The sequence below is a fragment of the Priestia taiwanensis genome, assembly GCF_014638355.1.
GTDB classification, from domain to species: domain Bacteria; phylum Bacillota; class Bacilli; order Bacillales; family Bacillaceae_G; genus Priestia_D; species Priestia_D taiwanensis.
The window spans coordinates 515,304-541,703 of sequence record NZ_BMFK01000001.1; the positions used below are offsets into that span (position 1 = coordinate 515,304).

Here is a 26,400-nt window from a genome sequence, read left to right on the forward strand (position 1 = left end):
TTCACAAATGGTATTTTATCCTATTACCTTTCAACTGGAAAATCATAGATTAATAGTAGTTGGAGGGAAAGGAGGTTACCTTCATGAAGTATATTTGTATCTTATTTGAGGATGGGAAATACTACATTGTTACAAGTAAGGAAGGAGAAGTAGTAAATCCAAAAGTTGAGATTACGAAAGAAGCTGCTGATGAGTTAATTAAAGCAGGAGCTCCTTTATGTGAAGAGTAATCTTACACAAACCATTGAGGCTGTCCCGTGTGGGCAGCCTTTTTATTAGCTGCAAAAATAGTACAAGTATTATTGTTCCTTTTTGGTAGAGAAAATCATAGATTAACTAGTAATTTAATATGAAAGGAAGGGGTAGCATGAAGCATATTTGCATCGTGGTTCAAAATGGACAGTATTATGTGTATACAGAGAAAGACGATGGTCGTAGACTTCGAATCTCCAGCAAACTGGCGAAAGAATTACTAGCGGCGGGAGCTCCTTTATGTAGAAACTAGATAAAAGGTTGTCCAACTAATGGACAGCCTTTTATGTTTCTGTGAAGTTTTTTTGAACGTTTTTATTTTATAACAAACATGTTTTTATTCTTGCTATATACATTATGAGGAAGTCAACTTGAACAGAAGGGATGATAGAAATGAGAGGTCTAGATCCGTATTGGAGAGGTTGTTTGCATTTGTTCAAATATTGTTTGTTGTTAAGGAAGTATTTCAACACAGACTATATGCATGTTGGGAATGGAGTGCTAGAAGTAGAGAAGTTACGTCACGTCTTTCGAACGAAATCACATTCAGAAAAAATTATGCTCAATCTAGCATTGCACCTGTTTAACGGAGATGATGCATTTCGTCTAACGGACTTAGATTACTTAGATAAGAAGAATAAGCGACTTGCATTTGAAGCGATGTTGTTGCGGTTTTCTTATATAGAAGTAGGTGAAGGGGATGAGTAAGCTGGTAGTGGAGAATCGACCATTAATCATCTTACCAGCTCTAGCATGTGAGTGTGGATTAAACGAAGCAATTGTTCTTCAGCAGATACACTACTGGTTACACATGAGTAAGCATATTCACGATGGTTATACGTGGATATATAATACATACGCTGATTGGCAGAAGCAGTTCCCCTTTTGGAGTGTATCTACAATTAAGAGAACCATTTATAGACTTGAGAATGAAGGGTATATTGTGACAGGTAATTACAATAAGAAGAAAATGGATCATACAAAATGGTATCGAATTAATTATGAGAAGCTATCCACGTTGAACAGTCAACTTATTCAAAGTGAGCAAGAAGGTTATTCAAATTGGGTGGATGAGCAGGTCAATGTTAACACAGCTATACCAGAGATTACTACAGAGAATACACCATATACTTCATCAACTTCACACGCATGTAAGGCAAGTAGCGGGGGGCCGTCTACCGTAGATGAAATACTGCTTTCTTTACATGATGCGGAGGTAGGGTTAATCGCAGCGAAGTTTATCGAGTTGAGAGCGATAGGGTGTGTCTTGACGCCACTTGATTACGAAGGGATAAAGGAGATTCTAGAGGTAGGTGTATCGCGTGATAATGCATTGAAATGGTTAGAAGAATGTTTTCAACAGTATATTCCGAGGCATCATCGTGATAGAATACGTGCCTTTTCTTATTGTGTGCCGTACATATTGGATCGACATATGGAAAGTACGCGATTCCGTAAGAAAGCAGCTTTTACAACTGTTTATAACGAGGAGGACTTTGATTTAGATGACTAAGCGTGAAATCTTTCAATTACTCGGGAAAATTGTACTAGCGTATCCAATGAAATGTACGGAAGTTTCGCAACAAAAGGTAGAACTGTATTATGAAACACTGCAACACTATGAGAAAGATTGTGTAGAGAATATGTTGAAACGATACATCGCTGCTGATAACAAATATCCACCAAACCTTAGTCATTTAATCCCCGTAATGAAACGAGAACAACCAGCACATGTATATACGCAGAAACTATATAACTGGGCTACAAACGCTGCACAACCAGAGAGAAGAGCTACTATCATCGAGGCGGCGAGAAAACGGTTGAAGGGAGGGATGTACAATGATTGAAGAAAATATTCGTTTGGCAGAGGAATTTGTATTAGGGTCTATTTTTCTAGATGAAAGTTTGATCAAAGGTATGATCTTAATGCCAAAGCATTTCTATTATGCGAAGAACCGGATGATTTTTCAGAAGATGCAGGAGTTAGAAGAGGCTAGTCATCCAATTGATGTGTATTCTGTCATGGTGGCACTTGGGGATATGCTTGACCAAGTAGGTGGCAGCACATATTTGAACGATGTGGCGTGTCATGTGCCGTCCATAGCGAATGTTGACTTTTACATAGAAGAAGTAATCAAAGGATGGAAGCAACGAGAATCATTGAAAGTAACGATAGAACTGCAACAGCAACTCAAATCTGGCAACATGCATGCTATTTACGATGCAAATACAAAATTAATGAACATTAACGAGGCGGACTTAGCGACTGAATATGACTTGCATCATCAACTACTTGCATATATTGACTACATACAGGAAGAAAAAGGCGAGTTAACCGGCATTGATACAGGCTATAAGGGATTAAATAGTATAACGGGTGGATTACAAGAAGATGACCTTATTATTATTGGAGCAAGGCCGTCCATTGGAAAGACCGCATTCGCATTAAACATTGGCATGAATGCGCTAGGAAAAGGAACTGCGGTGGCTATTGCATCATTGGAAATGAATTATAAGCAATTACTTAATCGAATGGTTTCTCGAATGGGAAACATTAATAGTATGAAAATGCGAAATTGTGCACGTTTCTTTCATGAGAAAGAGTGGAAAATGACGACGAATATCATTGCCAAGATGGACAAACGAGATTTAGAACTATGGGACAAGCCGGGTATTACGATCCAAGAGATTTATGCGCAAGCGAGAAGATTTCGCCACAAACATAAAGAGAAGAAATGCTTACTTATCATTGATTACTTACAACTTATTACAGGAGAACAGCGTTATAACAGTAATCGTATGCAAGAAATTTCTGAGATTAGTAGAAAGCTAAAAGTAATGGCACGCGATCTACATATATGCATCATCGCCTTGTCTCAACTGTCGCGCGGTGTCGAGCATCGCCAAAACAAACGCCCGATGCTCTCAGATTTACGTGAATCCGGTCAAATTGAACAAGACGCCGACCTTATCGCTTTCTTATATCGTGATGATTATTATGACAATAAATCTGAAGAGGAGAATGTGATGGAAGTCATTATTGCGAAACATCGGAACGGCCCAACTGGACTTGTAAAGCTAGCATTCTTGAAAGAGTATAGTAAATTTGTGGAGTTAGAGCGGGATAAGGTGTAAAAGTATTTGATAGTAAACTTTCCGTTCAAACCGGTGATGTCCTGTTCGTTACAGTAGCTTATGTATCCAAAAGTAGGTCACTCTTTATTTGGTACTTGCTTAACTGAACATGTGTGTAGGATGATTCTATTTTGCAGAAAAAATACTCTTTGTATCGCCACTTCTTGTTGATGAAAAACAAAGAAATTTATTGTATATGTGAATTTTAATATGATGTAAGGCTTACCTTGGTGGCACTAAGTAAGAAAGTGTTCTAGAATCGTTTTTGTTGTCGGTGTAAGGAGTTATAGAAGAAGCACAACCCTCAGCAATTTAGTGGTGTGTGCCAGTTAATGAAACATCGAAAGGCATCCTTCTCTTATTAAAATAACCAGTGCTTTTGGGATTTCTAAGGGGGCTTGTCTTGTATTATAAACTATTTAATTAAAGCTATATGTGCTATTTTTCACTATTTAATAGAAAATAGTGTTCCCTCCTATTACTTTTTCGCAACTAATTCATAGACTAGTATTAGTTCGAGAGAGAGGAGGTGATTTGAATGGAAATCATTTGTATTTCACTCGAGAACAATCAATACTTTCTCGTAACACAAGTTGGTCCACTTCCAGTTCGAGTACCAATTACTGCGGAAGTGGCACAATTGTTATTAGCTTTAGGAGTTCCACAATGTAGCTAGTTTTATCAAGACCATTAATAGGTGAGAGTATTTCTCTCACCTATGTACATAGACGATGATTATATATAATTTGCTAATGTTTGGAATAACAGATGGGAAGTACGTTGCATAACATGTAGATAGTTGAAAGGATGATATGATGAAAGATGTACAATACCTTATGCGGCAAATTCAATGTATTCAAATGGAAAGAGATGCATTAAAAAAACAACAAATGATTGATGAAATTAAAAAAGATCCAGCGTTAAATAAATTATTCGATGAGGTAAATAAGTTATTTACGTGTTTGTTTTGATGAGGAAGATAGATCATCCTGTTCGAGAATAGGATGATTCTTTTTGTATTTATGGTAAGATGGAAGAGAAGTTTGGACGAAGGAGATTATTTATGGTAAAGAAAGGCTTTATTACATGTTTGTTATTTGTAGCTATGTTCATGTTATGTGTTTCGTATGTATATGCAAATTCCTCGGGAGTGACTGCGCAGGGAGAGGCATGGGGCTATGAATATACTGCTACAGAGATAAATGATACATCTACATGGAAAATCGGGCATAAAGGTGATACATATACGATAGAAGAGACGAAAGAGCGCGCGCCGTTCTTAATCGACTTTATGAATGCGGTGGAGCGAGTTGACTCACAACAATCACGACTTGGCCTATTCGGGGCATATTTACTTGTGACAGTCATTGTAGCATTAATCTTGTATAGAAAGAACAAACCAATGTTCAAAAAGGCAATTGGTATTTTTAGTGTACTAGCAGGTGTCGCGCTTTATTTCATCGTGATGACTTCGTTAGATTTGAACACGGCATTAGAGGATGCACACTTCTATTTTGAAAAGCTGAAAAATATGTAAAGGAAAAGACGAATTCATTTGAATTCGTCTTTTAGCGTTTCATGATGAAACAGAGTGGCTCATCATTTTAGTCTCGCATGGGCTGGTTGAAGCTTATTTAAATCCAAAAGAGCTAATCCAAGTGCGACAATGGCAAGTTGAATGAAATCGGCCGTCTCTATGATTGGGCCACCTATTGCATAATTAATACTAGATTTTGCGGCAATTAATATAATGAACCACACACCAAACTTCAAAATTTTCTTCATGAGGATGCTCTCCTTTTATTAATTAGATCAGAAAATGCTAATCCAAATGATAGACCAAACGGAAGTGCGAAGTAGGCGAAGCTAATTTCTGGCGTTCCATCAAGAGAACTAACAGCGTATTTAATCACACTGAAAAACACGAACCACATACTAAATTTTAAGAGGCGTTGTCCTATTTGCGCACGAGTCAATGTTCTTGCTTTTATCGTAACTAGAAGAATCGTAAATAACGCATATACGAAAAGAACAATGACGTATCCAATGATAAATACACGAGAAAACGCCGTATTCATATCTGTATATAAGAGGAATGCAACAACGATTGCTCCTACAACAAGTAAAATAGATAACAATATGTTTACGAAACTAGATTTCTTCATTTTTCCCCCTCCTTTATTGTGCTTCCTTCTTGCGAAACATTAAATCAAAAAAAGCCGCTCCAAGTGCGCCGCCAAACGAAGTAGCGAAATACCCAACGCTAGTTTCTGGTGTTCCAAAGAAATAATAATCAATTAGATATTTCCCAGCACTGAAACAAAGAAATAATAGAACAAATCTTACTAGTCGTTGTCTTAGTTGACTCCATCGTAACTTTCTTGAATTGTAGATGATTAGATAGATGTTGAATAACATATAGCAGAAAATAAAAAGGACATATCCAAGCACAAAGTAAAAAGAAAATGAAGCTTTCATATCTGTATATACAAGAAATATCGTAAGTAGAAGCCCTACCGCAAATACCCCAAATAAAATGCTGTGTAATAGATTTGATTTCTTCATTTTTTCCTCCTTGTTAAATCACGAAGACAAGTAATAGTGCAGCGATAGCACTCTGTACTGTATAAATAACAAGTCGTTTTTTTCGTTCCAGTTTGTCTTTGGGGAAATATGTATGTATGACGAAATTAATTGCTCCAATGAAGAAGAAAGCAATGATAAATGTCAGGATAAAATCATATAGCATGTTAATCCCTCCTTGTGAAAAATCCTTTTGTAAAATTGTACCATAATCACCTTGTTTTTGTAAGGATAGGAAGGTAATCTATAAATAGATAGTTGCTTTTATGTAGATAAAGAGGGATGTGGGTGATGGAAAAACGATTCATCGCATTTTCATTCGTAATTATTTTGTTTGCGTTATGTATTCCACGCGTATATGCAACCTCTTCATCTACGGTCATCGAAGAGAAAGCATTTGGTTATGAATATGTGTGGACGAAAGAAAATGGAGTTTCTACATGGGGAATCGGCTATGGCGGCGAAATAACGACTATCATCGAGAACGAAGAAAATAAACGATATGTAGAGGCATTTAAGCGCGCTGTCGGTGAAATCAATACAAATTTCTTTACGCTGTTAGTAATATCGTTATGGACTGTTGGGAGTGTACTTGCAGCATTCATTATCTACAAGAAGAATAAGAAGTTGTGGGAAAAAGAACGGAGAGCTTTTGTCATATCTGGTGCGCTATCGTTAATCTTAGCTTTTACTGCATATTCTAGTTTAGATAGGTCATTAAACACTGCGAAGCATTATTATTATGGGCTAATGAGCGAGAAGTATATAGACAGATGATAATGTTAAAAAATATCCGTATATAGTGACCTGTGAAGAAGGAGATGATAGAGTGATTATACTCCGACCATTAAAACTAGAAGACTATGAAAACGTCCTAGCATGGAGCAAGGATGACACCTTTTGCCAAGCAAATGGTTGGGAACGAAACCGAAATGAAGAAGAATTGCATATGTGGTGGGAACGCTGTGTAACGAATAATACTGAAGATTTTCATCGCCTTGGTATTGAAGGAGATGGGCAATTAATTGGTTACGTTGACTTAGCGTGCATTCGAGGTACTGAAGCAGAAATTGGCATTGCGATTGGTGAAAGTGGGCTATGGGGAAAAGGGATAGGTGTACACTCGATTCTTTCTCTTATCGAGTATGCGGAGAAAGAATATAGCATTACAACACTCATCGCTGAAACGCACGAAGCGAATACTCGTTCACGTAAGATGTTAGAGCGGGTAGGTTTCACAGAGGTTAGTAGAATCGGTGTAGAGGAGTATATGGGGAAAGACAGTAGATTGATTCAATACAAATTGGACCTTTTAGACTCACAAAAATGAAAAGTCGAATAATAAAGGCATTATTCATCATAGATTTTCCATGAATACATCGAGTATGATGATAGAGAAGGAAGTGAGACGATGATGAAGAAGATTGCGGTTGTGACAGGGGCATCGAGTGGTTTTGGACTATTAACCTCTCTTGAACTTGCGAAAAATGGATTTCACGTCATTGCGACGATGAGAAATGTAGAGAAGCAACAGGTGCTTTTAGTAGAAGCTACTGCACGGAATGTGGCAGAACATATACAAGTAGAACAATTAGATGTAACAGATGAACATTCATTACAAGCTTTTCAATCGTTTTTACAAACAGTGGATCGTGTAGATGTACTGGTGAATAATGCTGGTTATGCAGGTGGTGGATGCTCGGAAGAAGTTCGAGTAGAAGAATACCGACGTCAATTCGAAACGAATGTATTCGGTGCGATTTCGGTTACACAACTCGTGCTACCGTATATGCGTAAACGAAAAAGTGGCAAAATTATAAACATTAGCAGTATTAGTGGGAAAGTTGGATTCCCAGGCTTGTCTCCTTATGTATCTTCGAAATACGCACTAGAAGGATGGAGTGAATCTCTTCGTCTGGAAGTAAAGCCGTTTGGTGTTGATGTCGTACTCGTAGAACCTGGTTCATATGACACAAATATTTGGCAAACCGGACAAGAACTTCTTGCGGAAAATGATTACACACATTCTCCGTACCGCGCACAAATCGAGAAAATCCAGACGCATATTAATGGCGAAAAAGATAGCCTCGGTAATCCAACGGACATTGCGAAAAAGATAGCTTCGATTGCCGTTGCAAAAAAGACGACACTTCGTTATCCAATTGGAAAAGGGGTAAAGTTCACAATTTTTATGAAAAGCTTGCTGCCTTGGACATGGTGGGAGCGTATTGTATTGAAGCAGTTTCAAAAGATAAAATAACGTGTATAACATAACTGGAAGGGATTTAAAGATGATTACGTTTTCGTTTGAGTTAGATAAACATATTCCACAGGAAGGTGAGCCAACATATACAGCTTATAAAAACGGCTTTATTGAAGGAGAGTTAACCATTTTTGTAGATGATAGAGTGTATTTCCAGAAACCATCTATAAAGGTTGCGGAGCTTGGTATTTATTTAGGAGAATGGATGGAACACGTTCAATACGGGCAGAACGTACAGATGAATTATGGAACAATGGACCGTAAAGAGGTCATTCTTGATTTCACTCATGAAGAAGATGATAAATGGAGTATTTCTTCCATTTGGCAAGAATTTGTCCTTGATGAACATATATCGACTACGACACTACTTGAAGGAATTAAGGGGTATATACAGCAGTTGAATGAGGAACTGCGCTCAATAGAGTATCCTGTTACATTCGGTCAATATTTGCGAGAAGAGCGAGTGATGCAACTTTCGTATACGAGACCGATTGATAGTAAAGCAGATGAGACAGTGCTAGAGCTTTACAATGGGAGTGATCAAGTAGGGGTAATACGTGGCTATTACAAAAATTCATTGCTGAAAATGTTAGACTTTATTCCAAGACGTTCTAGTAATTTAAAGTACGAACTAAAAGATAGTGAAGGCAATATTCGTATTAGCACGAAAGATACAAGTAAATGGCGAAGAAGAAAGATTTACGTAACCTACGTAGATAATAATAATACAGAGCACGAAATTATTGTGGTGGATGGGAAGTTAGTTGATGCAGATTCGTTATTCACCTTAACGTATAAAGGAGCAGATTATGTAATCCATAAGAAGCTATTCGGTCTTTGCAAATTATTGAAGAAAGACCATGTCATTGCGGATTGGAATATCCAAGTCGAAGGTGATACATATCGTATGGAGTTAAATGTATATGACGAGGAATATGTAGATGAGTGGTACTTCGTGTTAGGCGTCCTTCATTCGACGTTTTGTGTAGGATAAGATAGAGAAATACTGGCATTCTTTTGGAGAGAATGCCAGTATTTTTGTATAGGTGATAATAGTGTTTTCATATGTTAGGAGGGAAAGTAATGAACATGAACGTATCATTTGAAAGCAAAATAGGGGCATCAAATCTAAAAATGTTAGTGATATATTTGTTTCTATTTAACTCTGCTTGGATGTTAAGAGAACTATGGTTGGTACAATATATAGAGCCATTGAGCGAAGTTACAGCCACATTGTTAAGTGCGTGTATGAAGGTCATAGTATGGATACTCCCAGTCTGGCTCTACATCAAATATTACTTACACATGAATCCAATAAAGTATTTAAAAATGGATAATGTATATAAAGGGGTTCGTTTCGGATTAGCTTTTTCGCTATTGCTAGGTCTTTATTTTACTTTTAACGTGTACATAGTAAATAATCAATCGTTTAACTTTCATTTATCTTTGAGTAACTATATAAACGGTATTTTGTTAGTTGGGATTACGGAAGAAATCGTATTCCGCGGTTTCGTGTTACAAGAACTTAATAAAAGATTGTCTTTCTGGAAAGCTAACGTCATTACTTCTTTGTTATTTTTGATTATTCATTACGGTATTTGGCTGCATGATGGTGTATTTTTTGCTATTGGAAGTCATATATATATTTTCCTAGTAGGTTTATTTTTTGGATTCGTATTTAAAAAGAGTGGATCGTTGTGGGCGGTTGTTATCTTGCATTCTTTTCATAATTTATTTGTTAGCATGATGTAATATTTAGAGGTAGTATTAACTTTTCTGAATAATAAGATAAAATAATGTTTTTTCCTCTTGCGTATGGTATTTTTAAATAGACTTAGTATAGAGGAGGAAGGAATAATGGCTGTAGTTTCAGAAACAATCATAGACTTTTGGCGGAAACCATTTTTGGATGGAGAAGTTTTGTATCGCAATGAAGTCTTTACAGTTGTCGTCAATCCTAACTTAGATGAAGATCGTCGAGTAATGGTTTTGGAGACGTCTGATAATAAAGTGATGGTAACGTTGACACCTACTATGGTAGAGAAAATAGGTCTTGAAATAGGACAAGAGTTGTCTGAAGGGATATTTCGTCAAAAATTGAATGAAGCAGGAGTAATGTTACACGGGGCAGATTTTCTTTTTTATTTTTCCGAAGAGGATAAGAATGTCTTGGTGCAAGAAGAGATAGAAGGAGAGGTACGACAGTTAACAGCGCAAGATAATACGGTTTTCTCCCAGTTCGAGGGTGCTGCTTCGGAACAAGATTTAGATGATGCTTATGTAGAATTGGATCACTGGGCAGTGTTCGGTTCCTTTGAACAAAAGCGTCTCGTCGCTGCTACTAGTATGTATCCTTGGCAGGATGCGCAAATTGCAGATCTTGGGGTATTAACACTACAAGCTTTTCGAGGGAAAGGTCATGCCCGCAGAGTAGTGCGTGCTATTAGTAAGTATGCTTTAGCGAAAGGATACGAGCCACAATACCGATGTCAATTGGATAACGAGGCATCTACGGCACTCGCAAAAGCTACAGGTCTCACTCTATTTGGTAAATGGGATGTGATTTCTCCTGATTCAGTTTATTGATGAAGTAAGGATAAAATGTTTTTTGGATTCTTTCATAAGGATATGAAAAACCTAGTATCACGGACCATCCAGTTAGTCTGTGATACTAGGTTTTAAAATTTTTGACTAGAAAAGGAATTCGAACGAGAAGCGTTATTGGTCATCGAGCTAGTAATTCCTGTGAAAGGGAATATTGCCGCTTGGAAATGTATCGCAGCTGGATTGACGAATAAGACCCCATCAGTAGAACTTATGACAGCTACATTCACTTCATCTCCCGAAGCTAATGGAAGAATAGCAGAAACACTTGTTGCATCGCCAATTGGAATATCACCGAAAAAGTCATTATCACCAACGGTTGTTACGCCGTTCACTTGAATGATAATTAACACCCGATAGTTACTAATAATATCAGGACCAAAGTTAACACTTGCGATAAGTGAATAAATACCATTTTGTTTTGGGATAAAAGTAGATGTAACAGGGTTATATTCATTGTTTAAATCAAATTCTACATCTGGAAACTGTACTGGTGATAGGGGAAGATTAGCAGTAACCCGTTGTTCGAATGAATTGTTTACCGCTCGAAAGGCTGATTGTGGTAGAAATATAGGCTCTGGTATAGGGAAACATTGTGTTTGAGGACATGGATAATCCATATTGTTCACCTCCATTATGAGAAATATTATTATATGATATGAACAAGCATTGTTGAATGTTTCGGACGAGTATCTTAGATAGGAGGTTATTTTTGTGGGATAAGATGAAAGTATTACGTGCGAAAGAAAAAGCCTATATCTCCACGAGATATAGGCAAAGAAAGTATATTAATCTGTTGCGAGCTTGGAATACATATGGAGATTCATGAATTGTCCTTTTAATTTTTCATAATCTCGTAAAGTTCCCTCAAATGTAAAGTTTAACTTTTGTAGTAGTTTAATTGATTTTATATTTTTAGGATCAACCTTCGCTTCAATTCGATGTATGTTTAATTGTTTAAATGCGTATTCGAGTAAAGCGTCCATAATTTCAGGAGCATAACCTTTTCCCCAATGTGCCTTCGCGATATCACATCCAATTTCGGTTTTTGCATGTTCGAAATCTAAGAAGTTATAACCGCATGAACCAATAATTTCATTGGACTCGGCTTCAACGATTACGAAACGGTAAGCTTTGTTCTCTTTAGCTAGCTCATTAAGAAAGGTAATCATCTCTTTTGCTTGGTGTTCATCTGTAAAACAATCAACGTTCATAAATTTCGTCACATCAGGATCGGACCAAATGTTAAACAAGCTATATGAATCGGATTCATTCATTCTTCGTACATGTAATCTTTTTGTTTGTAGTTGAGTAATCAATACTTTAACCTCCGTCATTGTGTAGTAGTTGGTTGGATTAAAAATATTGATATCTGCGCATAATTCAGTCCCTTCAAGTAAAGTGAGTTCATTATACAAGATATGAGCGGGAAAGGAAATGATGAATACTAATTTAATAAAGACAGAGAGAGCAAAGGATGAAGAATCCGTTATTTTTTCATGAGAAAAGATAGGTGATACGGTAGAGATAAGTTATTTACTTTACAACTACATGACTATACAAGATTATGTATAGTAAAGGGTAATAAATACAATGCAAGGATGTTTTTCACACTAGGCAGGTTGCTGTTGGCTGTTTTTTCGTTTGTGTAATAACTTTTCCAGTGATAAAAGTTGGCCAGGATTGAAGACAAGGAGTAAAGACATGGCTGCTAGTGCTAATGGATATTCGAAACCACCAAGAAGACCGTATTTTAATTTCACAAGGAAAATTGCACCCATCATTACACCTACTAAGAGAGCCGCCGCAATTCGTGTTCCAATTCCAAGGATAAGTAATATTCCACCAATTAATTCGATATAGACAACTGGATAGGCCAACCAGCCGTATATACCAATGTTTTCGAATGAATCCACTGATCCTTGAATGCCACCCTGGACTTTTTTGAAACCATGCGCAGCAAAGATAATACCTAATACTAATCGAATAATAAAAATTCCTAATTCAGGTTTTTTTAACAACTTTGTTCCTCCTCTAATCTATTATAGATACTTTTTAACAAACAACGTTCACTGATGAGATTATATAGATGGTGAGGGCAGTTCTAGAGTTATGATTTTTGTAACGATAAGTCTAATATATGCAGTACAATGTGGGGCATGATTATTTCGTATTGAGAAAATAACGTTTAATATAGAAGGAATAAAGTGAATTAATAAATCTGATAATATCAATATGAATTAGTGGATTAAGAGGAATGTGTTGGTGAGTGCATAATGTGAGTATAGAAAAGGACGTGTCCGTGGACACGTCCTTTTCTATACTGTGAGGAGGTTATTGAGTAAATTGTTTCATGGATAGCAAATTGGCTAAGGAAGAAGAAGGTTGTGTATTTCCTACAAGCGGATTATTGCCTAAATTTACATCAACAGCTTGATAAAAGGCCATTCCAGTATCTGCAATTTCCCATACACCAAGAACAATGTGATACCCTGTACGGTCTGTCGGTAGATTAATTGCATGCGCAACTTTAAATGGCGGTTGTTTGTCTCCACCGTCCACCCTTGAAATAAATTCTAAGTTACTACGCGTAAGAGGTTGGTTTGGATTCCATCCTTTTTTCGTGATGTAGTATTTCCATTCTTTTGTACGGTGCGGAGCAGTAAATGTCCATGAGAATGTATTTGTACCACCTGTCAAGTTCACTTTATGCCAACGAGTTGCGGTTTGAACATCAAGGTTAGGATATCTTCCAGCACCAGCAATTTGTCCATCTGATGGACCTAATTGCGGAAAGTTACCAGGACCCTCAACACTTTGTGGTTCATATTGAATCGGACCACAACCCGTGTTTAATCCCTGCTTACATAAAGATGAACGTCCATTGTCGATGTAGCCATGTGCAGATGCACCACTTGTAAATAATAAAGAACCGACGATACCACATACCGCAAGCGGAACAACTTTCATTACTTTCTTCTTCCAATTCATGTTTCTTCCTCCTTGTAATGGATGTACATCCAATTTATATAATGGTGTGAAAACCACTTTAAAGTATACTAGACGTCTAGTTGGTATATTCCAGGAAAGAAAGATGAATGAGAGGAAGAAATAGTGGAATAATCAAGGTATAGGATGATATATATGTATTTTAGGGGTTAAAATAGAGATAGAATGAAACTAGTATCCAACATGCAATATGATAGTTTATTGTACAAGTAAGAGAGCTCTGAAAGTATGCATATAGCACTGTAAAAAGGCATAACGTGTAAATAATGTTGGGAGGGAATAGCGATGGCTGTTTTGTATGTGTTATTCATTATCCTAATTGGGTTACTTCTCCTGTACGCTGGGAAAGCAACGCATAAGAAAAGCGTTTTTTCGCCTGTTTTGTTTATTGTCGGATTAGGCGTTACAGGATACGGTATTGGGTTGTTCTTTAGTTATTTCTTTCATCTATAAAAGCTAAAAAAGCATCCATATCGTGTGAATGCTTTTCTACTATAGATGAAGTGATGTATCTGTTAACTGTTTCATAAACATATGTGTTGCAGCGCATATATACTTATCTTTTCGATAAACAATCCCTATTTCTCTAGTAAGACTCGCATTCGAAATAGGAATGGTTTTGATAGAAGGATTGTTCAAGTATGCGAGATACTGCTTAGGTAAGATAGTGATTCCTATTCCTTCTATTACCATATTTATTAATGATTCCATCGTTGTCATTTCAAAGACTGGCTCAGGAAGGAAACCGAATTCCTTACAATGGTTGTTAATAAGTTGTCTTATGAAATAGCTTTTTGGAAGTAAGATAGAAGAGGCTGTTTACAGTGCTTCCAATCGTAATGTCTTGTGCTTCGCTAATGGATGTCTGATAGGTACGGCAAATGCCATTTCTTCTGTATATAAAGGTATTTGTTCGAATCCGTCTCCTTCTATAGGTAAAAAAACAATGCCAATCTCTATTGTATTGTCTATTAATTATTTTTTGATGTCTCCTGTACGTAGTCCGTGTTCATGGAAGTGGAGGGATATTTATCCGTTATTGAAGGAATCGGTATCAGAGCATTTCCTTGAAGCTGGAGGCGGTACATTGTCACTTATTCATCATGATACTGGAGAGGCATACGGTACGTCATCGACGATGAATGTCGCTCTTAATTTAGTTTTTCAAGGGGAAGGGTTTAGTATTGTCGATGGAGAAAAGATTGAGTGGGAAAAGGGTGACTTATTTTTAGCACCACCTTGGTCTGCACATGAGCATTGCAATACATCAGAAACAGAAGATGCAATTATCTTTACGTTTCAAGATGTGCCAGTGCTTACTTCAATGGGAACATGGTTTTTAGAAGAGCCAGTAGGAAGTGCACCGCGACATGTCGTGAGGAAAGATATGTCTAAATAAGGGGAGGTATGACGCATGAAACATCTTAATGTTGCGATTCCGACGCCATTTCATGATGATGAAAGTTTGTATGTAGAAGGCTTTAAGCCGGTTATTAACCATTTAAAAGAGAATGGAATAGAGTCATTCCTTGTATCTGGTACAACCGGTGAGCAACATTCGATGAGTATTGATGAACGCATGGAGATTATTGATTATTTTAACAACCAACAGTTTCAAGGTGTTGAACTCATATTTGGCGTATCGGCTACCAGGACAAAAGAGGTGATCAAGCTTATTCGTAAAGTTGAAGATTCTGTGTTTCATTCCGTACTCCTCCAATTTCCACCTTATATCAAACCGACACAACAACAAGCAATCCATTATGTGAATGAATTACTCGAGCATACAACGAAAAATGTTGTCTTGTATAATAACCCTTCTCGAACAGGATTTGATTTAGAAGTTGCTTCTCTTCAAACACTTATCAATCAGAGCCATCCTCATCTTGTCGGATTGAAAGAAGAGAGCGATGTCAAACGTCATAACAATACACAGCTACCAGATAACTTTATCTTGTTTGCGGGCGGGGATATAAACTTCCCAGCAAAAATAATTGATGGCTGCAATGGACTTTCTAGTATGGTAGGGAATGTGTATCCGAAAGAAATTAAGCAAGCCTTCTATGACATAGTAGAAAAGAGAGAAGTAAATCTCCACAACATAACACAATTAATTAATGAAGTTACAAGCAATCAAGCTATCGTCCATATTAAAAATCACTACAATTCGTTAGGAATAAAAGTAGGGAGATGCCGTTCGCCTATTATATGATAGAGATAAAACATGTATAGCAACTAAAAAAATGCCGAGAATTCAAAAGTCTCGGCATTTTTTTTATAGCATTCCCATTCCAAGAAGAGAAAGAAGAAACAGCAAGAAGGAGATACCAGCATATGTTAGATATGTTTTAACTTTTTCTTTCTTTTGTACAAGAGATACAAGTGCCAGTAGTAAACATGCTACGCTGGCGATAGCCGCTACAAAAAACAAAATAATTAATAAAGTGTCCATCTTTCGTGCTCCTAATCTAGTGGTATATGTTATACCATTATTTATTTTTATAATATAGTATATAACCGCTAACGATTCAACATGTATGAAGAGTTTTTCTTGTTGAAAATGTATGAAGGTTTTCGGCATTCTCTTCATTCACGAGGATAACGTTCCCAATAGGTAGGTCCCGAAGGAGGAGTCATTGGCTCAGCTAAAAAAAGGAAAATAATCCATATAAAATAAAACCCTATATTACATAACGTCAGCAAAACAATCTGCGTTCTAGTGTTAGAACCAAATGCCAAAAATGCTCCTATTATTGGGGCACAAATACCGATTTTCCAGAGAGTACTATTTTCATCGTATTGACTTAAGATGAAAACAGCAAAAGGTATACAGGTTAAAGAGACCTTAGAAAATATATTTATAAGTACCATCTCCTCTCTTAAAAATAATAAACGTATAGTTGTTAGTATACTAAAATTAAAAGGTGCCACATACCTGTCATTTAACGTCTTAACGTAATATTCAAATCATCTCTCTTCAAGTGTCAAACGATAAGACACTTTCTGTTTGTTGGTATAAAAGGATTTTTCTAGTAAACTATTATTATAACTATTAGTAGAAAATGAGGAGATATTTTGAATAAATAGGCTAAAATCTCTTTAGGTTGTGCACTGTTCTCAATTTTCACTGCATTAGCGAAGGATGCTTTAGGAGAGGATCTTGTAGCAATTTGCCTATTTGCGCCACTTGTAGGATTTGTACTTGCATACCGTGCTGATACTGAAAATCAATGTTTTGCGCTTGCAATGCTCAACTTAAGTTACTATTTTTGGATTTTTATTTTTTAGACAATAAGTATGCATCTAAATAGATGAGAATACCTTGATTGAGTTAGCAGTAGGACCTATGAGAAAAATAAAAGATGGCTGTCGTATAAGCGGATGTATATCGACTTATACGGCAGCCATCTTTTATATAGAAATCTTTTTTAGTGTATAAGATAATGGATGCTAACTCGAATAGACGTGTTATTTAGTATGAAAGGAAACAAAAAATACAAAAGGTGAGCTTTTCAAAAAGAAAAGCCCACCTATGAAAAGAATTACGAGTTAGTTAGGTTTATAGGTATACATTCCAAATTGACCTTTTTGCTCTGTTCCAGTCAGATCTTCTAAAATTACTTGATAAGTTCCAGCTTTTAAAGAAGAGAAGGGAACTTCAGCTTTGTATCCCTCGACAAGTGGGCCTCCAGTTGCTGTACCGTGTATTAATTCGTTTGTTTCAACATTTCTCAAAATTACGTTATATTCAAAAGGTTTGTCGTTGAAGATACCTATTACAGCATTATCTCCATTCTCTACAGGTAAAAGTTCATCTACTATATACCTTGTAGAAAAGTTGAAGTCGATTAAACCATAATGAAAATTACTTTCTACAGTTGAAGCAGAATGCTTGCTTTCAGTGTAAACGGGTTTACTTACATTATCAGTTTGTGCTAGAGCTGTCGAAGTTCCTAAAGCCCCGGTTAATAACACACTAGATAAAAGAATCTTTTTAAACATACATTACCATCACCTTTCAAAAGTTAGATTTGGAATACGTTCTCAATGTATGGAAAACTAGCTTGTTTATTTACTATTTTTCGAAATCTGTAACTATTTGTAATTCATTAGCAGAAATAAGAGAGTAATCTTGATGAAGTCTTTATAAAACCTTTATTCGAGAGGGGAATAAACATGAAAAACGCGGTTTTGTCGTATATATATGCTGGCAGTTTTACGTTAGTAGAAGTGTATGTTAAATCAAACAATCTAAGGGAAATAAGTTGTATGTAAGATTGTAGTAATCGAACCTACTTGATCAAGATTCAGAACGGAGAGTTTGTTTCATAATGTGCATGTAATCTTCATTTAACCTTTATTTTAAATACATTTACAAAAATTACTTTATTTGGTAAATTTATCTTCGAGTAAAAATTATAAAAGTCAAGGAGATGTGAATGATGAAATTGAAAAAAAGAATGCTTGTTCCAATAATGAGTATGGGTGTATTATTCTCTAGTGCATTTTATCATCCTATTCAGCAAGAAATCTCTGCGGAAACTGCTGTACAAGTAAGTACGAATGAATTTTGGTTAAGTGATGGAAATCCAATTAAATATCATCCGTATTTTAATAGCTTCATTGGAATAGCTGATTTTAGTTCAACACCGGAACATTCATCTGGTCAAATTATATTCGAATTCTACGATTTAAAAGGTGATTTAGTATATAGCACTTCGGCAACGGTTTCTAATGCTTCCACATATCAACCATTTTTAGCGCCTATAAAAGGGGTAGAGGAAGGTAGTTATTCTGTTAAAGTAAAAAGTATTGATGTGAAAGTGGATCCAGCAAGTGTGAAAATTTCTCATGTTAATTGAGTTTGATTTGCAGTTTTAATTATACGAACTGTTCCACAGATAAGCCTTTGCGGAGGATGGAAGGGTATCTACAATAAATAAAAAGTGCCAGGAATCTTAGCATTTAAAGGATTCTTGGCACTTTCCTGTTTTTTATTTGTGTCTCACTTATTGGATGCAGTTCAGCTTTTGGATGATAGTTCTATTTATTCAATGTTTAATGCTCCATTTTCTATACTTGCTTGGTAATTATTTGGTACCGTTAGATTAGTATATTGAATATTATTAACGAAGTGAGAGCAATCATAAATGCAATGCCAGCTAACTTTGCATACTTGTTTGGGTTGTCTTTTTTCATCAAAAGGCGGAAGAAATATATTGCCAAAAAAACGATAAATGACCAAAAGGATAGTCCGAAAAATATTCCTAATAAAGCTTCCATCTGTAACACTCCTAATCTAAAAAATATGAATTAATTTGAAAAAATTATATGTATTGCTTTATTCATTTTCACCTCCATGGTCTTTAACCTTTGTTTCTAAAAATATGTAAATGGTATATATACTAGTGTGAAATAATCACATTAATAACGAGAAATAATATTGATATACGTGGGTAACTATAGAAAAAGTTTAATCTTTTAAACGATATCCCTCTTTTGGATACATTATTAAATTAATTTTACCACTCATGCCAATTTTTTCATACAAAGTTTGCTTTTTAATCAACTTCCATAAAAACGAGAACTTGATTAAATACCAAATAAGTGGCGGGGAATGAAGTTAAATGGATTTTGCGCATTGAATTCAGACAATAGACTACTAATATGTTATGCAGGTGGTTATAAACGTGAAAGTAAATTAAAAGCTTTACTAGCACAAAAGTTGGATATTCAATTGAAAGGATTGATGGACATTCTTTTTTTGAGTGAGAATTTGATGATTAATCAAGTTTTAATTTGAAAGGGGATGAGGACTTGCATGATGAGAAGGTGAATTACGAGAGACGACGTATTATTCAGCAAATACATATATATATATAGTCTGGGTTAAATAGCTAGCTTAGTTGAAGGCATAAAAAAAGGCCCATCGTTATAGCGATGAACACTCAATAAATACATCTGTATGTATAGTCTATCAGAATTTTAGCACATGGACAATGGGAGATTACGATGGTAAGCGGAATTTTAAGTTTTATACGAAATCGATTCTAGGGGGGAAGATAGTGGGAAGAACTCAAATCAACTTCTAAAGTGAGCAATTATTTGAAATCTAGAAGAACATCAGGTTAATAAAGAAGCAGTTGAAATTAGAGTACCGATATAGGGTGGGAAAGTGTTTTTTACACGGTTGCAGGTGGTGTAATAGATATAAGTAAAATAGAATTTTCATCGTGAAAGATAGCGACGTGGAAATAATCGGGCAACCAGGAACACGATTTAGTGAGCATACGACCATTTGGCAAAACGGAAAGGTACTTTGCATAGATGAACGGTCTAGTCGGAAGATTTGAATTTTGTATAGAACGGAATTGTTTAGATGACGTTTAAGGAAGCTGTGATTTCATTTGTTCCATTGATGACATCAGCACTTATACTTATAGTTGTTTTGGCTATTCATGTAGTTACGAAAACAATTTTAGACATTTGCAAAAGTAAAAGAAAAAGTGCTATTTTACAGAAAAAGAACAGCTAGCAAAAACTAATTGTTCGGTCTAAGAGGAGTAGGTGGAAGCGTGTTAGGCGGATTATTTTAGCGAGTCCTCATTATTACAATATAAAAAGACCACTACATATAGAGGTCAAGGTGCTACTAATTCAACCTGTATTCTATCTAGGTCTTCAAAATAAACTGCGTAATATTCTCCTCCTGCAAAGGGATATTTATCCGTATAAAGAATGTTAATACCTTTGTCTTTTGAATTTTTTGTCATATCATCAACCTCTTGCCGTGAACTTGCATGGAACGCCAAATGATTCAGACCTACTCTGCACCTATGATAGGGTATATCCATAAATCCTTCTTCTGTTTGAACGAAAACAATGTATGTGTCTCCGATTTTTCAACTTTGACCACGTTCCCACTTCTGAAAAGGCTCATAACCTAATTCTTCTAATAACAAACCCCAAAAGGCAATCGAATTTTTCAAATTTGAAACGTATATTTCAATATGATGTATAAGTCCTTTTGAGAATGAACAGCCTCTTTTTTGTGAATTTTTCACATATTGATTTTATCAAATGATTTGAGGAACAACAATTTTTGAGAAAATGACCTAACGTAAAAGACGAAACTCTTTTCTAGTAAGAGTTTCGTCTCGATAGCTTACACGATTTCAATATATCCTTCAGTTCCATGGACGCGAATTCGCTGTCCATCTTTTATTAATTTCGTAGCATTTTCTACGCCGACAACTGCTGGTAAGCCGTATTCACGTGCAATAACGGAACCGTGGGTCATCAGCCCGCCAACTTCTGTGACTAGTCCTTTGATAGATACGAATATTGGTGTCCAGCTCGGATCTGTAAAGGGGGTGATTAATATATCGCCATCTTCTAAATTAGCATCTTCCATGTTGAAGATGACACGAGCACGGCCCTCTACAACACCAGAAGAAACAGGTAGACCGGCAATTGCTTCGTGTGGGAGGTTTTCTCGTTTGTACGTACCGGTGATGATTTCTCCGTCCGACGTGATAACACGTGGGGGAGTTAGTTTTTCATATAGTCTGTACTCGTCTTTTCGTTTGTTGATTATTTCATAGTCGAGTTTGTTTGTGCGTACAACTTCGTAAAGTTCGTCAAACGTGAGGTAGTATATATCTTCTTGTTCATGAATAACATTTGCTTGGGCGAGTTGTGCTGCTTCTTTTAGTAATGCTTGTTTATAGACGAAGTAGCGACTAATCATGCCATATTTTGGGTACTCACGATATCCGATGAAGGTGCGAAGTAGGTCGATTACTCGTTTTGTTTCCCTTGCTTTTTGTTGACCGTCTGGTAATTTTTCCACTCGTTCTAGTAACGCTTGTTCTTTGTTCCATGCTTCTTGTCGCCCTTGTTCAAACTTTTGATGACTAGCATTTGGCTCAAAATGTTTAATATGACTAAGGATCATTGGAATAAGTACAGTTGGCTTTTCGCTCCAACGAGTGTTTGTCATATCGATTTCTCCGGGACAGCGCATGCCATATTTGCGGAGATAGTCGGTGATAGCGTCCTTAGCTTCCTGTCCACCATCCAGCGTATCGATTTTATCTAAAAATGTATCATCTTTTACGTGGTGTAAATAATCAATGACTGCTGGATAAGGACGAATGACATCCGCCACGTCTAGTAGTGCCAGACCCATTTCCGACGTAATATTATTTCGTACAGATTGAGAAAGGATATCGGCCACGTTCTTTTCACCTAACCAGTTGTTTATATTTTCATTAATCCACGTTGCAGCATCCATCGCTGCCGTAATAACACGCAAACTTTGTGGGTCAAACAAAATCTGTTTTAAGTGCTGCATATCTTCCACAATAAAATCAAACACATCTACTCCTGATTTTGTTTTGATCATTTCTTTTAATTCTTCGATTGACGTTTGGCTATTCTTCATCAAATTAGCAACGGTGGTCGGATCGTTTTCCATTTGTGGTGCCTGTATCTCATTGCCACTCTCAGTAGGATTAGTATCGTTTGGTACCGATTTGATAAAATCTCCCCGTTCGATGATCGTCATTAGTGCATCTTTTATAAGTGGATCGGATTGTCCTAATGTATTTACGATCTTTTCTCTGCTAATTGGTGAAGCGAGCGGAGGGGTAACATCAACGAACAACCTTCCGCCAGCTACGCGCATCGGTGCAGGAGTTGTTAACAAATAAAAAGACAATCCGAGCGGTTTCATCGCATCGGTCATCATTTGTTGATGGCCGACAGATACGTAGACGTGATTTTCTTCATCATGTACTTCCGGAATCGGATATAACGTAGTGATTGGTCGACTTTGGAGAATATAACACGTACCATCAAAGAAACACCATTCAATATCTTGTGGACAACCAAAGTCAGCTTCGATTTGTCTTCCTATGCATGCTACCTGTAAAATTTGTTGTTCCGTAAGTGCTTGCGTCTTTTGTTGCACAGGATCGAGCTGCTTCGTCTCTGTTCCGCCTTCTTTTCGTGCATAAATAGCTAATTTCTTCGTGGCAATTATCTTATCGACAATCGTATCGTCCTGTATTTTATAACAGTCAGCGGATACTAATCCAGAGACTAACGCTTCACCAAGTCCAAAACTAGCATCAATCGATAGTAGCTTTCGGTTAGACGTAATTGGATCAGCTGTAAATAAAACACCAGAAGTTTGTGGGAATACCATCTTTTGAACGATAACGGATAAAGATACGTTTCGATGGCCAAATCCATGTTGGGTTCGGTAGATGACTGCGCGATCTGTAAAGAGAGAAGCCCAGCATTTTTTGATATGCATCAAGATAGCATCTATACCGATAATATTCAAATAAGTGTCTTGTTGACCGGCAAAAGAGGCATGTGGCAAATCTTCAGCAGTCGCACTAGAACGAACTGCATAAGCATGTTCATCGCCAAATTGAGATAGGTAGTGAGTAACTTCTTTTACCACATCAGAAGGAATTTCCACTTCGGTAATGGCTTGGCGGATTTTCTTGCTAATTTCATTAATGTGATGACGATCTTCTATTTTGAGCATCGTTAGTTGATCCAACAATGTTTGAAACGTGTCATGTTGCTCAAGTGCCTTTTCATATCCGGCGGTTGTGATACAAAAGCCTTCTGGTACGTGTATTCCTTGCATGCTTGCTAATCTTCCTAGATTTAATCCTTTTCCACCAACGAGTGAAAGCTGTGTTTTTTCTATTTCATGAAAATGAAGAACAAAAGAATTCATGCGGCATCTCTCCTAACCATTAATGTGTAATTGATTGTAGCAAGAGGACAGAAGAAGAAAAAGTCTATATTCACGATTTTTTACATGTTATAATTAAGCTAGGCAGAGGTCGGAATTGCGATTTAATGTGCAAGCTGAGTGGATTTTTGCTTGTAAAAGATAGTATGACATGTAACTTCATATATGTATGTAGTAAGTACGCTTTAGGCGTGCTTTTTAGCTTGTAAAATAATATGAAAGGAAAACCTTGTATCATGGACGAATTAACCGTAATAGAATAGTTGGAAGAGATAGGGGTCATGAATAAAGGAATCGACTTTGTTCTCACACTGATGCCATGTTTGTCTGTTTTGAAAGTGGATAATTCTAAATCTATTCATATCTTCAACATGTTAAAATATGACTTCCCGCATATTCCAATAGACAGTAACACGGACTATTTTCAATTCTATAACGTCCATGCATTCTTTCACCAACATGTACAAGCTGGTTTTCCAACAGAAGAATTACTAAGAAGAATAGAGGCGCAAGGAATGTGTAAGCTGGTGTGTCGCCGTATATTTAGCGTCACGGAGGTAGATAGATTAGTTTTTCTATAAGTTGCTATAAACAAAATGGCATAGAAACAAGATAGATGTTAAGGAAATGCAAAAAGGGCGCTTTTTTAAAAGCGCCCTTTCGTCAATATCCTGTTTAAATAAATGAAAATGTTAGGAGTGATAAGAAATCAAATGTGATATGAACAATAGCAATAGCCCATAGTGAATTGACTTTAAAGGTAACCCAGTTGAAAGGTAATCTCGCTAAAGCAATAATTAACAAAATTTGAGTCCAATTACCGTCGTATACGGAGTAATAGGTTAAACCGAATAAGAAAGCCCCAACAAGAGTGACGATAATGAGCGACCATTGTTTGCTTACTTCATGTTTTTTAAAAAATAAATTGCTAGTATCGACGGAACTAAAACAAGACATTCTTCGCCAATTAAGCTAAATATAATAACTAGTAAGTTATAGAAAAATTCACCAAAGGTATTATCTACGAACATATTACTTGCATTGTTATTAGCAACTGGACACTAATATGATAGGGGGATGGATAAGCCGTAACAATGAATAAAAAGGTCATTAGAACAGGAAGCTAAGCGAAGTTTAACAAAGTAAGTAAAAACAAGTATGAAGCGTTTTTTAGCTAAAAAGCCACTAGATACACCCCCATCATCGTAAAAATATCAAATACAGATATCTCTAATGCCAAAATTATACTTAGGTAGTTTAATAGAGATGTAGGTTTAAAGGAAAATAATATTTAACAAAAGCTTTATTTTAGTAAAGAAAATGAAGGAGAGAATGCGTCTTACATCGGATAAATAAAAGAGCAGCTAGCAAAAGCTACCTGCTCTCCAAATGGAATGAAGTGTGTGTTTATATTATGGTTTAGCTGCCCATACTTCTAGTTCAACTTTAATTTCTGGCAATCCTAATGCTGAAAGATATCCAATTGTCATTGCTGGATATTCCGTATGAAACAACTTTTCCCATTCGAAATCCATGTGCTCCCAATCAATTTCTTCTGTTGCCCATATATTCACTTTTATAATGTTAGCAGCAGTTAACTCTTCGGATTCTAAAACTTTATTTATGTTTTGAAACGTATTACTGATTTGTTCATTCATACTTTCTGGGAATTGGCCGTCCTGATTTATTCCGATCTGTCCTGATGTCACAAATAACTCTGCATTTCTAGGGATTTTCGTAATATGTGTATAGTTCCCTACTGGTCCTGGCATATTTGCTGGGTTCTTTCTAGTAATTATTCCGTTTCTCATTTGATCCACCTCATCATAATAAAAATAACTGCGATTTCTTCTATCTCATTTTTGGACACACTTCTCCCTATAAAATGATTTTAGAAAAAAACAGCAGTCGAGTACCCATATCCATTTGATAAAAATTTCATTGATTTTTTCTTCATGATTTCGGTACTCTCCTTTCTTTAGATAAAGTGAAATATTACCTTATATACTACATGAATAGTGTCTAAATATCAATTGAGATGCAAGATGGGGGAGTGTGTCTAGTTAGTTTTAGAGCAGAAGAGAGTATATAATTAGAATTAGAGTTTATAAAAGAAAAGGAGTTGTGTATGGTGGAGCAAAATAATTGGCCAGTATGGGCCACTGAATCGGTAGAGATAGTGAAACCAAATCCTGATTGGCAAGACGAAGGAAAACGAGAGAAGGAAGAACTTTATACCCTTCTTGCTCCTCTGGGTATAAGTAAGATAGAGCATATAGGAAGTACATCAATACCCGATTTACCTGCAAAACCTATCATTGACTTAATGGCTGAAGCACATTCGTTTGATAGATTAGAAGATATTTCGACTGCATTGTCTACATATGATTGGCATTATGTAAGTCCGAAATTAGATGAACGACCTTGGAGAAGATTTTTTGTGAAGGTAAAAAATAATAAGCGTGTAGCTCATTTGCATGTGATGCTTAAAGGGGAAAAGCGATGGGAGCAACAACTTCTATTTCGTAATCGTTTACGGGAAAATCCGCAATTAGTTTATGATTATGCAAATCTGAAACAAGAACTAGCTAGGGAGTTTCATCAAGATAGAGAAGCATACACAAAAGCTAAAACAGAATTTATTAAACGAGTTCTAAAATAAAAACGCGATGAGGAAAGAAAAAGAATCAACTAATTAAAAAGTTGTTGTATATAGAGACTGACATAATGCCCTTTATGGAGGTATTTAAAAGTACATAAAAAATGCGACTGATCT

General features: G+C 36.3%; 36 protein-coding genes and 2 pseudogenes. 22 read left to right on the forward strand and 16 right to left on the reverse strand.

Translation table 11 applies throughout. The features are described 5' to 3' along the window. The first annotated feature begins 83 nt into the window (after window positions 1-83). The 9 genes from IEV41_RS02685 (at window position 84) to IEV41_RS02720 (ending at window position 4,924) form a co-directional block, all read left to right on the forward strand. Window positions 84-230, forward strand: coding sequence for a hypothetical protein (locus IEV41_RS02685; RefSeq protein WP_188386903.1), 147 nt, complete (start codon window positions 84-86; stop codon window positions 228-230). 137 nt (window positions 231-367) lie between these two features. Next, window positions 368-505: a hypothetical protein gene (locus IEV41_RS02690; protein WP_188386904.1), complete on the forward strand. Its 138-nt coding sequence runs from the start codon at window positions 368-370 to the stop codon at window positions 503-505. Window positions 506-645: 140 nt separating this feature from the next. Next, window positions 646-960, forward strand: a complete 315-nt coding sequence (locus tag IEV41_RS02695; protein ID WP_188386905.1) for a hypothetical protein — start codon at window positions 646-648, stop codon at window positions 958-960. After that, window positions 953-1,765 (forward strand): hypothetical protein, encoded by an 813-nt coding sequence (locus IEV41_RS02700; protein ID WP_188386906.1) that lies wholly within the window; start codon window positions 953-955, stop codon window positions 1,763-1,765. The genes IEV41_RS02695 and IEV41_RS02700 overlap by 8 nt, the downstream gene beginning before the upstream one ends. Continuing rightward, window positions 1,758-2,099, forward strand: coding sequence for a replicative helicase loader/inhibitor (locus IEV41_RS02705; RefSeq protein WP_188386907.1), 342 nt, complete (start codon window positions 1,758-1,760; stop codon window positions 2,097-2,099). The genes IEV41_RS02700 and IEV41_RS02705 overlap by 8 nt, the downstream gene beginning before the upstream one ends. Next, window positions 2,092-3,387, forward strand: coding sequence for a replicative DNA helicase (gene dnaB, locus IEV41_RS02710; RefSeq protein ID WP_188386908.1), 1,296 nt, complete (start codon window positions 2,092-2,094; stop codon window positions 3,385-3,387). The genes IEV41_RS02705 and dnaB overlap by 8 nt, the downstream gene beginning before the upstream one ends. A gap of 538 nt (window positions 3,388-3,925) precedes the next feature. Further along, entirely contained in the window at window positions 3,926-4,063 is a 138-nt protein-coding gene (locus IEV41_RS02715) for an exosporium protein G (protein ID WP_188386909.1), read from the forward strand. Window positions 4,064-4,223: 160 nt separating this feature from the next. Next, on the forward strand, window positions 4,224-4,358 hold the full coding sequence (locus IEV41_RS20130) for a hypothetical protein (protein WP_268235124.1): 135 nt from the start codon (window positions 4,224-4,226) through the stop codon (window positions 4,356-4,358). A 92-nt stretch (window positions 4,359-4,450) separates the two neighbouring features. After that, window positions 4,451-4,924, forward strand: a complete 474-nt coding sequence (locus IEV41_RS02720) for a hypothetical protein (protein ID WP_188386910.1) — start codon at window positions 4,451-4,453, stop codon at window positions 4,922-4,924. Between the two features lie 62 nt (window positions 4,925-4,986). Here the strand turns inward: IEV41_RS02720 and IEV41_RS02725 are convergent, their stop codons facing one another. From IEV41_RS02725 to IEV41_RS02740, 4 genes are read right to left on the reverse strand one after another with little or no spacing between them, the layout of a single operon-like run. After that, the gene (locus IEV41_RS02725) at window positions 4,987-5,172 is read right to left on the reverse strand and encodes a hypothetical protein (RefSeq protein WP_188386911.1); all 186 of its coding nucleotides are present in this window, start codon (window positions 5,170-5,172) and stop codon (window positions 4,987-4,989) included. After that, the gene (locus tag IEV41_RS02730; RefSeq protein ID WP_188386912.1) at window positions 5,169-5,552 is read right to left on the reverse strand and encodes a hypothetical protein; all 384 of its coding nucleotides are present in this window, start codon (window positions 5,550-5,552) and stop codon (window positions 5,169-5,171) included. The genes IEV41_RS02725 and IEV41_RS02730 overlap by 4 nt, the downstream gene beginning before the upstream one ends. 13 nt (window positions 5,553-5,565) lie before the next feature. After that, window positions 5,566-5,952, reverse strand: coding sequence for a hypothetical protein (locus tag IEV41_RS02735; protein WP_188386913.1), 387 nt, complete (start codon window positions 5,950-5,952; stop codon window positions 5,566-5,568). Window positions 5,953-5,965: 13 nt separating this feature from the next. Next, window positions 5,966-6,136: a hypothetical protein gene (locus IEV41_RS02740; RefSeq protein ID WP_188386914.1), complete on the reverse strand. Its 171-nt coding sequence runs from the start codon at window positions 6,134-6,136 to the stop codon at window positions 5,966-5,968. Between the two features lie 122 nt (window positions 6,137-6,258). Between IEV41_RS02740 and IEV41_RS02745 the strand changes: the two genes are divergently transcribed. From IEV41_RS02745 to IEV41_RS02770, 6 genes are all read left to right on the forward strand, one after another. Beyond that, window positions 6,259-6,747 carry a hypothetical protein gene (locus tag IEV41_RS02745; RefSeq protein WP_188386915.1) on the forward strand — a complete coding sequence of 163 codons (489 nt, stop codon included), beginning with the start codon at window positions 6,259-6,261 and terminating at the stop codon, window positions 6,745-6,747. Between the two features lie 52 nt (window positions 6,748-6,799). Beyond that, window positions 6,800-7,300 carry a GNAT family N-acetyltransferase gene (locus IEV41_RS02750; protein WP_188386916.1) on the forward strand — a complete coding sequence of 167 codons (501 nt, stop codon included), beginning with the start codon at window positions 6,800-6,802 and terminating at the stop codon, window positions 7,298-7,300. A gap of 81 nt (window positions 7,301-7,381) precedes the next feature. Further along, window positions 7,382-8,230: an oxidoreductase gene (locus IEV41_RS02755; protein WP_188386917.1), complete on the forward strand. Its 849-nt coding sequence runs from the start codon at window positions 7,382-7,384 to the stop codon at window positions 8,228-8,230. A gap of 31 nt (window positions 8,231-8,261) precedes the next feature. Then, window positions 8,262-9,227, forward strand: coding sequence for a tubby C-terminal domain-like protein (locus IEV41_RS02760; protein WP_188386918.1), 966 nt, complete (start codon window positions 8,262-8,264; stop codon window positions 9,225-9,227). A gap of 89 nt (window positions 9,228-9,316) precedes the next feature. Continuing rightward, window positions 9,317-9,985 carry a CPBP family intramembrane glutamic endopeptidase gene (locus tag IEV41_RS02765; protein WP_229722121.1) on the forward strand — a complete coding sequence of 223 codons (669 nt, stop codon included), beginning with the start codon at window positions 9,317-9,319 and terminating at the stop codon, window positions 9,983-9,985. Window positions 9,986-10,090: 105 nt separating this feature from the next. Beyond that, window positions 10,091-10,819, forward strand: a complete 729-nt coding sequence (locus IEV41_RS02770) for a GNAT family N-acetyltransferase (RefSeq protein WP_188386919.1) — start codon at window positions 10,091-10,093, stop codon at window positions 10,817-10,819. 92 nt (window positions 10,820-10,911) lie between these two features. Here IEV41_RS02770 and IEV41_RS02775 read toward each other — a convergent pair whose 3' ends face one another. From IEV41_RS02775 to IEV41_RS02790, 4 genes are all read right to left on the reverse strand, one after another. Beyond that, window positions 10,912-11,457, reverse strand: coding sequence for a C1q-like domain-containing protein (locus IEV41_RS02775; RefSeq protein ID WP_229722123.1), 546 nt, complete (start codon window positions 11,455-11,457; stop codon window positions 10,912-10,914). Window positions 11,458-11,625: 168 nt separating this feature from the next. Continuing rightward, entirely contained in the window at window positions 11,626-12,156 is a 531-nt protein-coding gene (locus IEV41_RS02780) for a GNAT family N-acetyltransferase (protein ID WP_188386921.1), read from the reverse strand. Between the two features lie 294 nt (window positions 12,157-12,450). Then, a complete protein-coding gene (locus IEV41_RS02785) occupies window positions 12,451-12,858 on the reverse strand; it encodes a DoxX family protein (RefSeq protein ID WP_188386922.1) in 408 nt (135 codons plus the stop codon). Between the two features lie 313 nt (window positions 12,859-13,171). Next, window positions 13,172-13,828: a lytic polysaccharide monooxygenase gene (locus IEV41_RS02790; RefSeq protein WP_188386923.1), complete on the reverse strand. Its 657-nt coding sequence runs from the start codon at window positions 13,826-13,828 to the stop codon at window positions 13,172-13,174. A 303-nt stretch (window positions 13,829-14,131) separates the two neighbouring features. On the opposite strand from IEV41_RS02790, the gene IEV41_RS02795 reads away from it, so the two are divergent. Then, the gene (locus tag IEV41_RS02795; protein WP_188386924.1) at window positions 14,132-14,299 is read left to right on the forward strand and encodes a hypothetical protein; all 168 of its coding nucleotides are present in this window, start codon (window positions 14,132-14,134) and stop codon (window positions 14,297-14,299) included. 39 nt (window positions 14,300-14,338) lie between these two features. Here the strand turns inward: IEV41_RS02795 and IEV41_RS02800 are convergent. Then, window positions 14,339-14,818, reverse strand: a pseudogene (locus tag IEV41_RS02800) (LysR family transcriptional regulator substrate-binding protein). Here IEV41_RS02800 and IEV41_RS02805 point away from each other — a divergent pair. Together IEV41_RS02805 and IEV41_RS02810 are read left to right on the forward strand one after the other, a co-directional pair. Continuing rightward, on the forward strand, window positions 14,793-15,245 hold the full coding sequence (locus IEV41_RS02805) for a cupin domain-containing protein (protein WP_229722124.1): 453 nt from the start codon (window positions 14,793-14,795) through the stop codon (window positions 15,243-15,245). The pseudogene IEV41_RS02800 and the gene IEV41_RS02805 overlap by 26 nt on opposite strands. A gap of 15 nt (window positions 15,246-15,260) precedes the next feature. Beyond that, window positions 15,261-16,058, forward strand: a complete 798-nt coding sequence (locus IEV41_RS02810) for a dihydrodipicolinate synthase family protein (protein WP_188386925.1) — start codon at window positions 15,261-15,263, stop codon at window positions 16,056-16,058. A gap of 63 nt (window positions 16,059-16,121) precedes the next feature. Here IEV41_RS02810 and IEV41_RS02815 read toward each other — a convergent pair whose 3' ends face one another. Continuing rightward, window positions 16,122-16,298 (reverse strand): hypothetical protein, encoded by a 177-nt coding sequence (locus IEV41_RS02815; protein ID WP_188386926.1) that lies wholly within the window; start codon window positions 16,296-16,298, stop codon window positions 16,122-16,124. Between the two features lie 1,097 nt (window positions 16,299-17,395). After that, window positions 17,396-17,848, reverse strand: coding sequence for a hypothetical protein (locus IEV41_RS02820; protein ID WP_188386927.1), 453 nt, complete (start codon window positions 17,846-17,848; stop codon window positions 17,396-17,398). A gap of 437 nt (window positions 17,849-18,285) precedes the next feature. On the opposite strand from IEV41_RS02820, the gene IEV41_RS02825 reads away from it, so the two are divergent. Then, window positions 18,286-18,708 carry a hypothetical protein gene (locus tag IEV41_RS02825; RefSeq protein ID WP_229722125.1) on the forward strand — a complete coding sequence of 141 codons (423 nt, stop codon included), beginning with the start codon at window positions 18,286-18,288 and terminating at the stop codon, window positions 18,706-18,708. A gap of 241 nt (window positions 18,709-18,949) precedes the next feature. Here IEV41_RS02825 and IEV41_RS02830 read toward each other — a convergent pair whose 3' ends face one another. Beyond that, the gene (locus IEV41_RS02830; protein WP_188386928.1) at window positions 18,950-19,129 is read right to left on the reverse strand and encodes a hypothetical protein; all 180 of its coding nucleotides are present in this window, start codon (window positions 19,127-19,129) and stop codon (window positions 18,950-18,952) included. A 947-nt stretch (window positions 19,130-20,076) separates the two neighbouring features. On the opposite strand from IEV41_RS02830, the gene IEV41_RS20320 reads away from it, so the two are divergent. Next, window positions 20,077-20,199 (forward strand): hypothetical protein, encoded by a 123-nt coding sequence (locus IEV41_RS20320; protein ID WP_373284195.1) that lies wholly within the window; start codon window positions 20,077-20,079, stop codon window positions 20,197-20,199. Between the two features lie 288 nt (window positions 20,200-20,487). Here the strand turns inward: IEV41_RS20320 and IEV41_RS02835 are convergent. Both IEV41_RS02835 and ppsA read right to left on the reverse strand, forming a co-directional pair. Further along, window positions 20,488-20,910: pseudogene (locus IEV41_RS02835) on the reverse strand (VOC family protein). 101 nt (window positions 20,911-21,011) lie between these two features. Beyond that, window positions 21,012-23,606, reverse strand: a complete 2,595-nt coding sequence (ppsA, locus tag IEV41_RS02840; protein ID WP_188386929.1) for a phosphoenolpyruvate synthase — start codon at window positions 23,604-23,606, stop codon at window positions 21,012-21,014. Between the two features lie 299 nt (window positions 23,607-23,905). Here ppsA and IEV41_RS02845 point away from each other — a divergent pair, with 299 nt between their 5' ends. Continuing rightward, complete coding sequence (locus tag IEV41_RS02845; protein ID WP_188386930.1) at window positions 23,906-24,205, forward strand: hypothetical protein; 300 nt, start codon at window positions 23,906-23,908, stop codon at window positions 24,203-24,205. A 94-nt stretch (window positions 24,206-24,299) separates the two neighbouring features. On the opposite strand, the gene IEV41_RS02850 is transcribed toward IEV41_RS02845, so the two are convergent. Further along, on the reverse strand, window positions 24,300-24,581 hold the full coding sequence (locus IEV41_RS02850; protein ID WP_229722126.1) for a CPBP family glutamic-type intramembrane protease: 282 nt from the start codon (window positions 24,579-24,581) through the stop codon (window positions 24,300-24,302). Window positions 24,582-25,036: 455 nt separating this feature from the next. After that, complete coding sequence (locus IEV41_RS02855) at window positions 25,037-25,435, reverse strand: RidA family protein (RefSeq protein WP_188386931.1); 399 nt, start codon at window positions 25,433-25,435, stop codon at window positions 25,037-25,039. A gap of 317 nt (window positions 25,436-25,752) precedes the next feature. On the opposite strand from IEV41_RS02855, the gene IEV41_RS02860 reads away from it, so the two are divergent. Continuing rightward, entirely contained in the window at window positions 25,753-26,286 is a 534-nt protein-coding gene (locus IEV41_RS02860; protein WP_188386932.1) for a GrpB family protein, read from the forward strand. Window positions 26,287-26,400 lie beyond the last annotated feature (114 nt).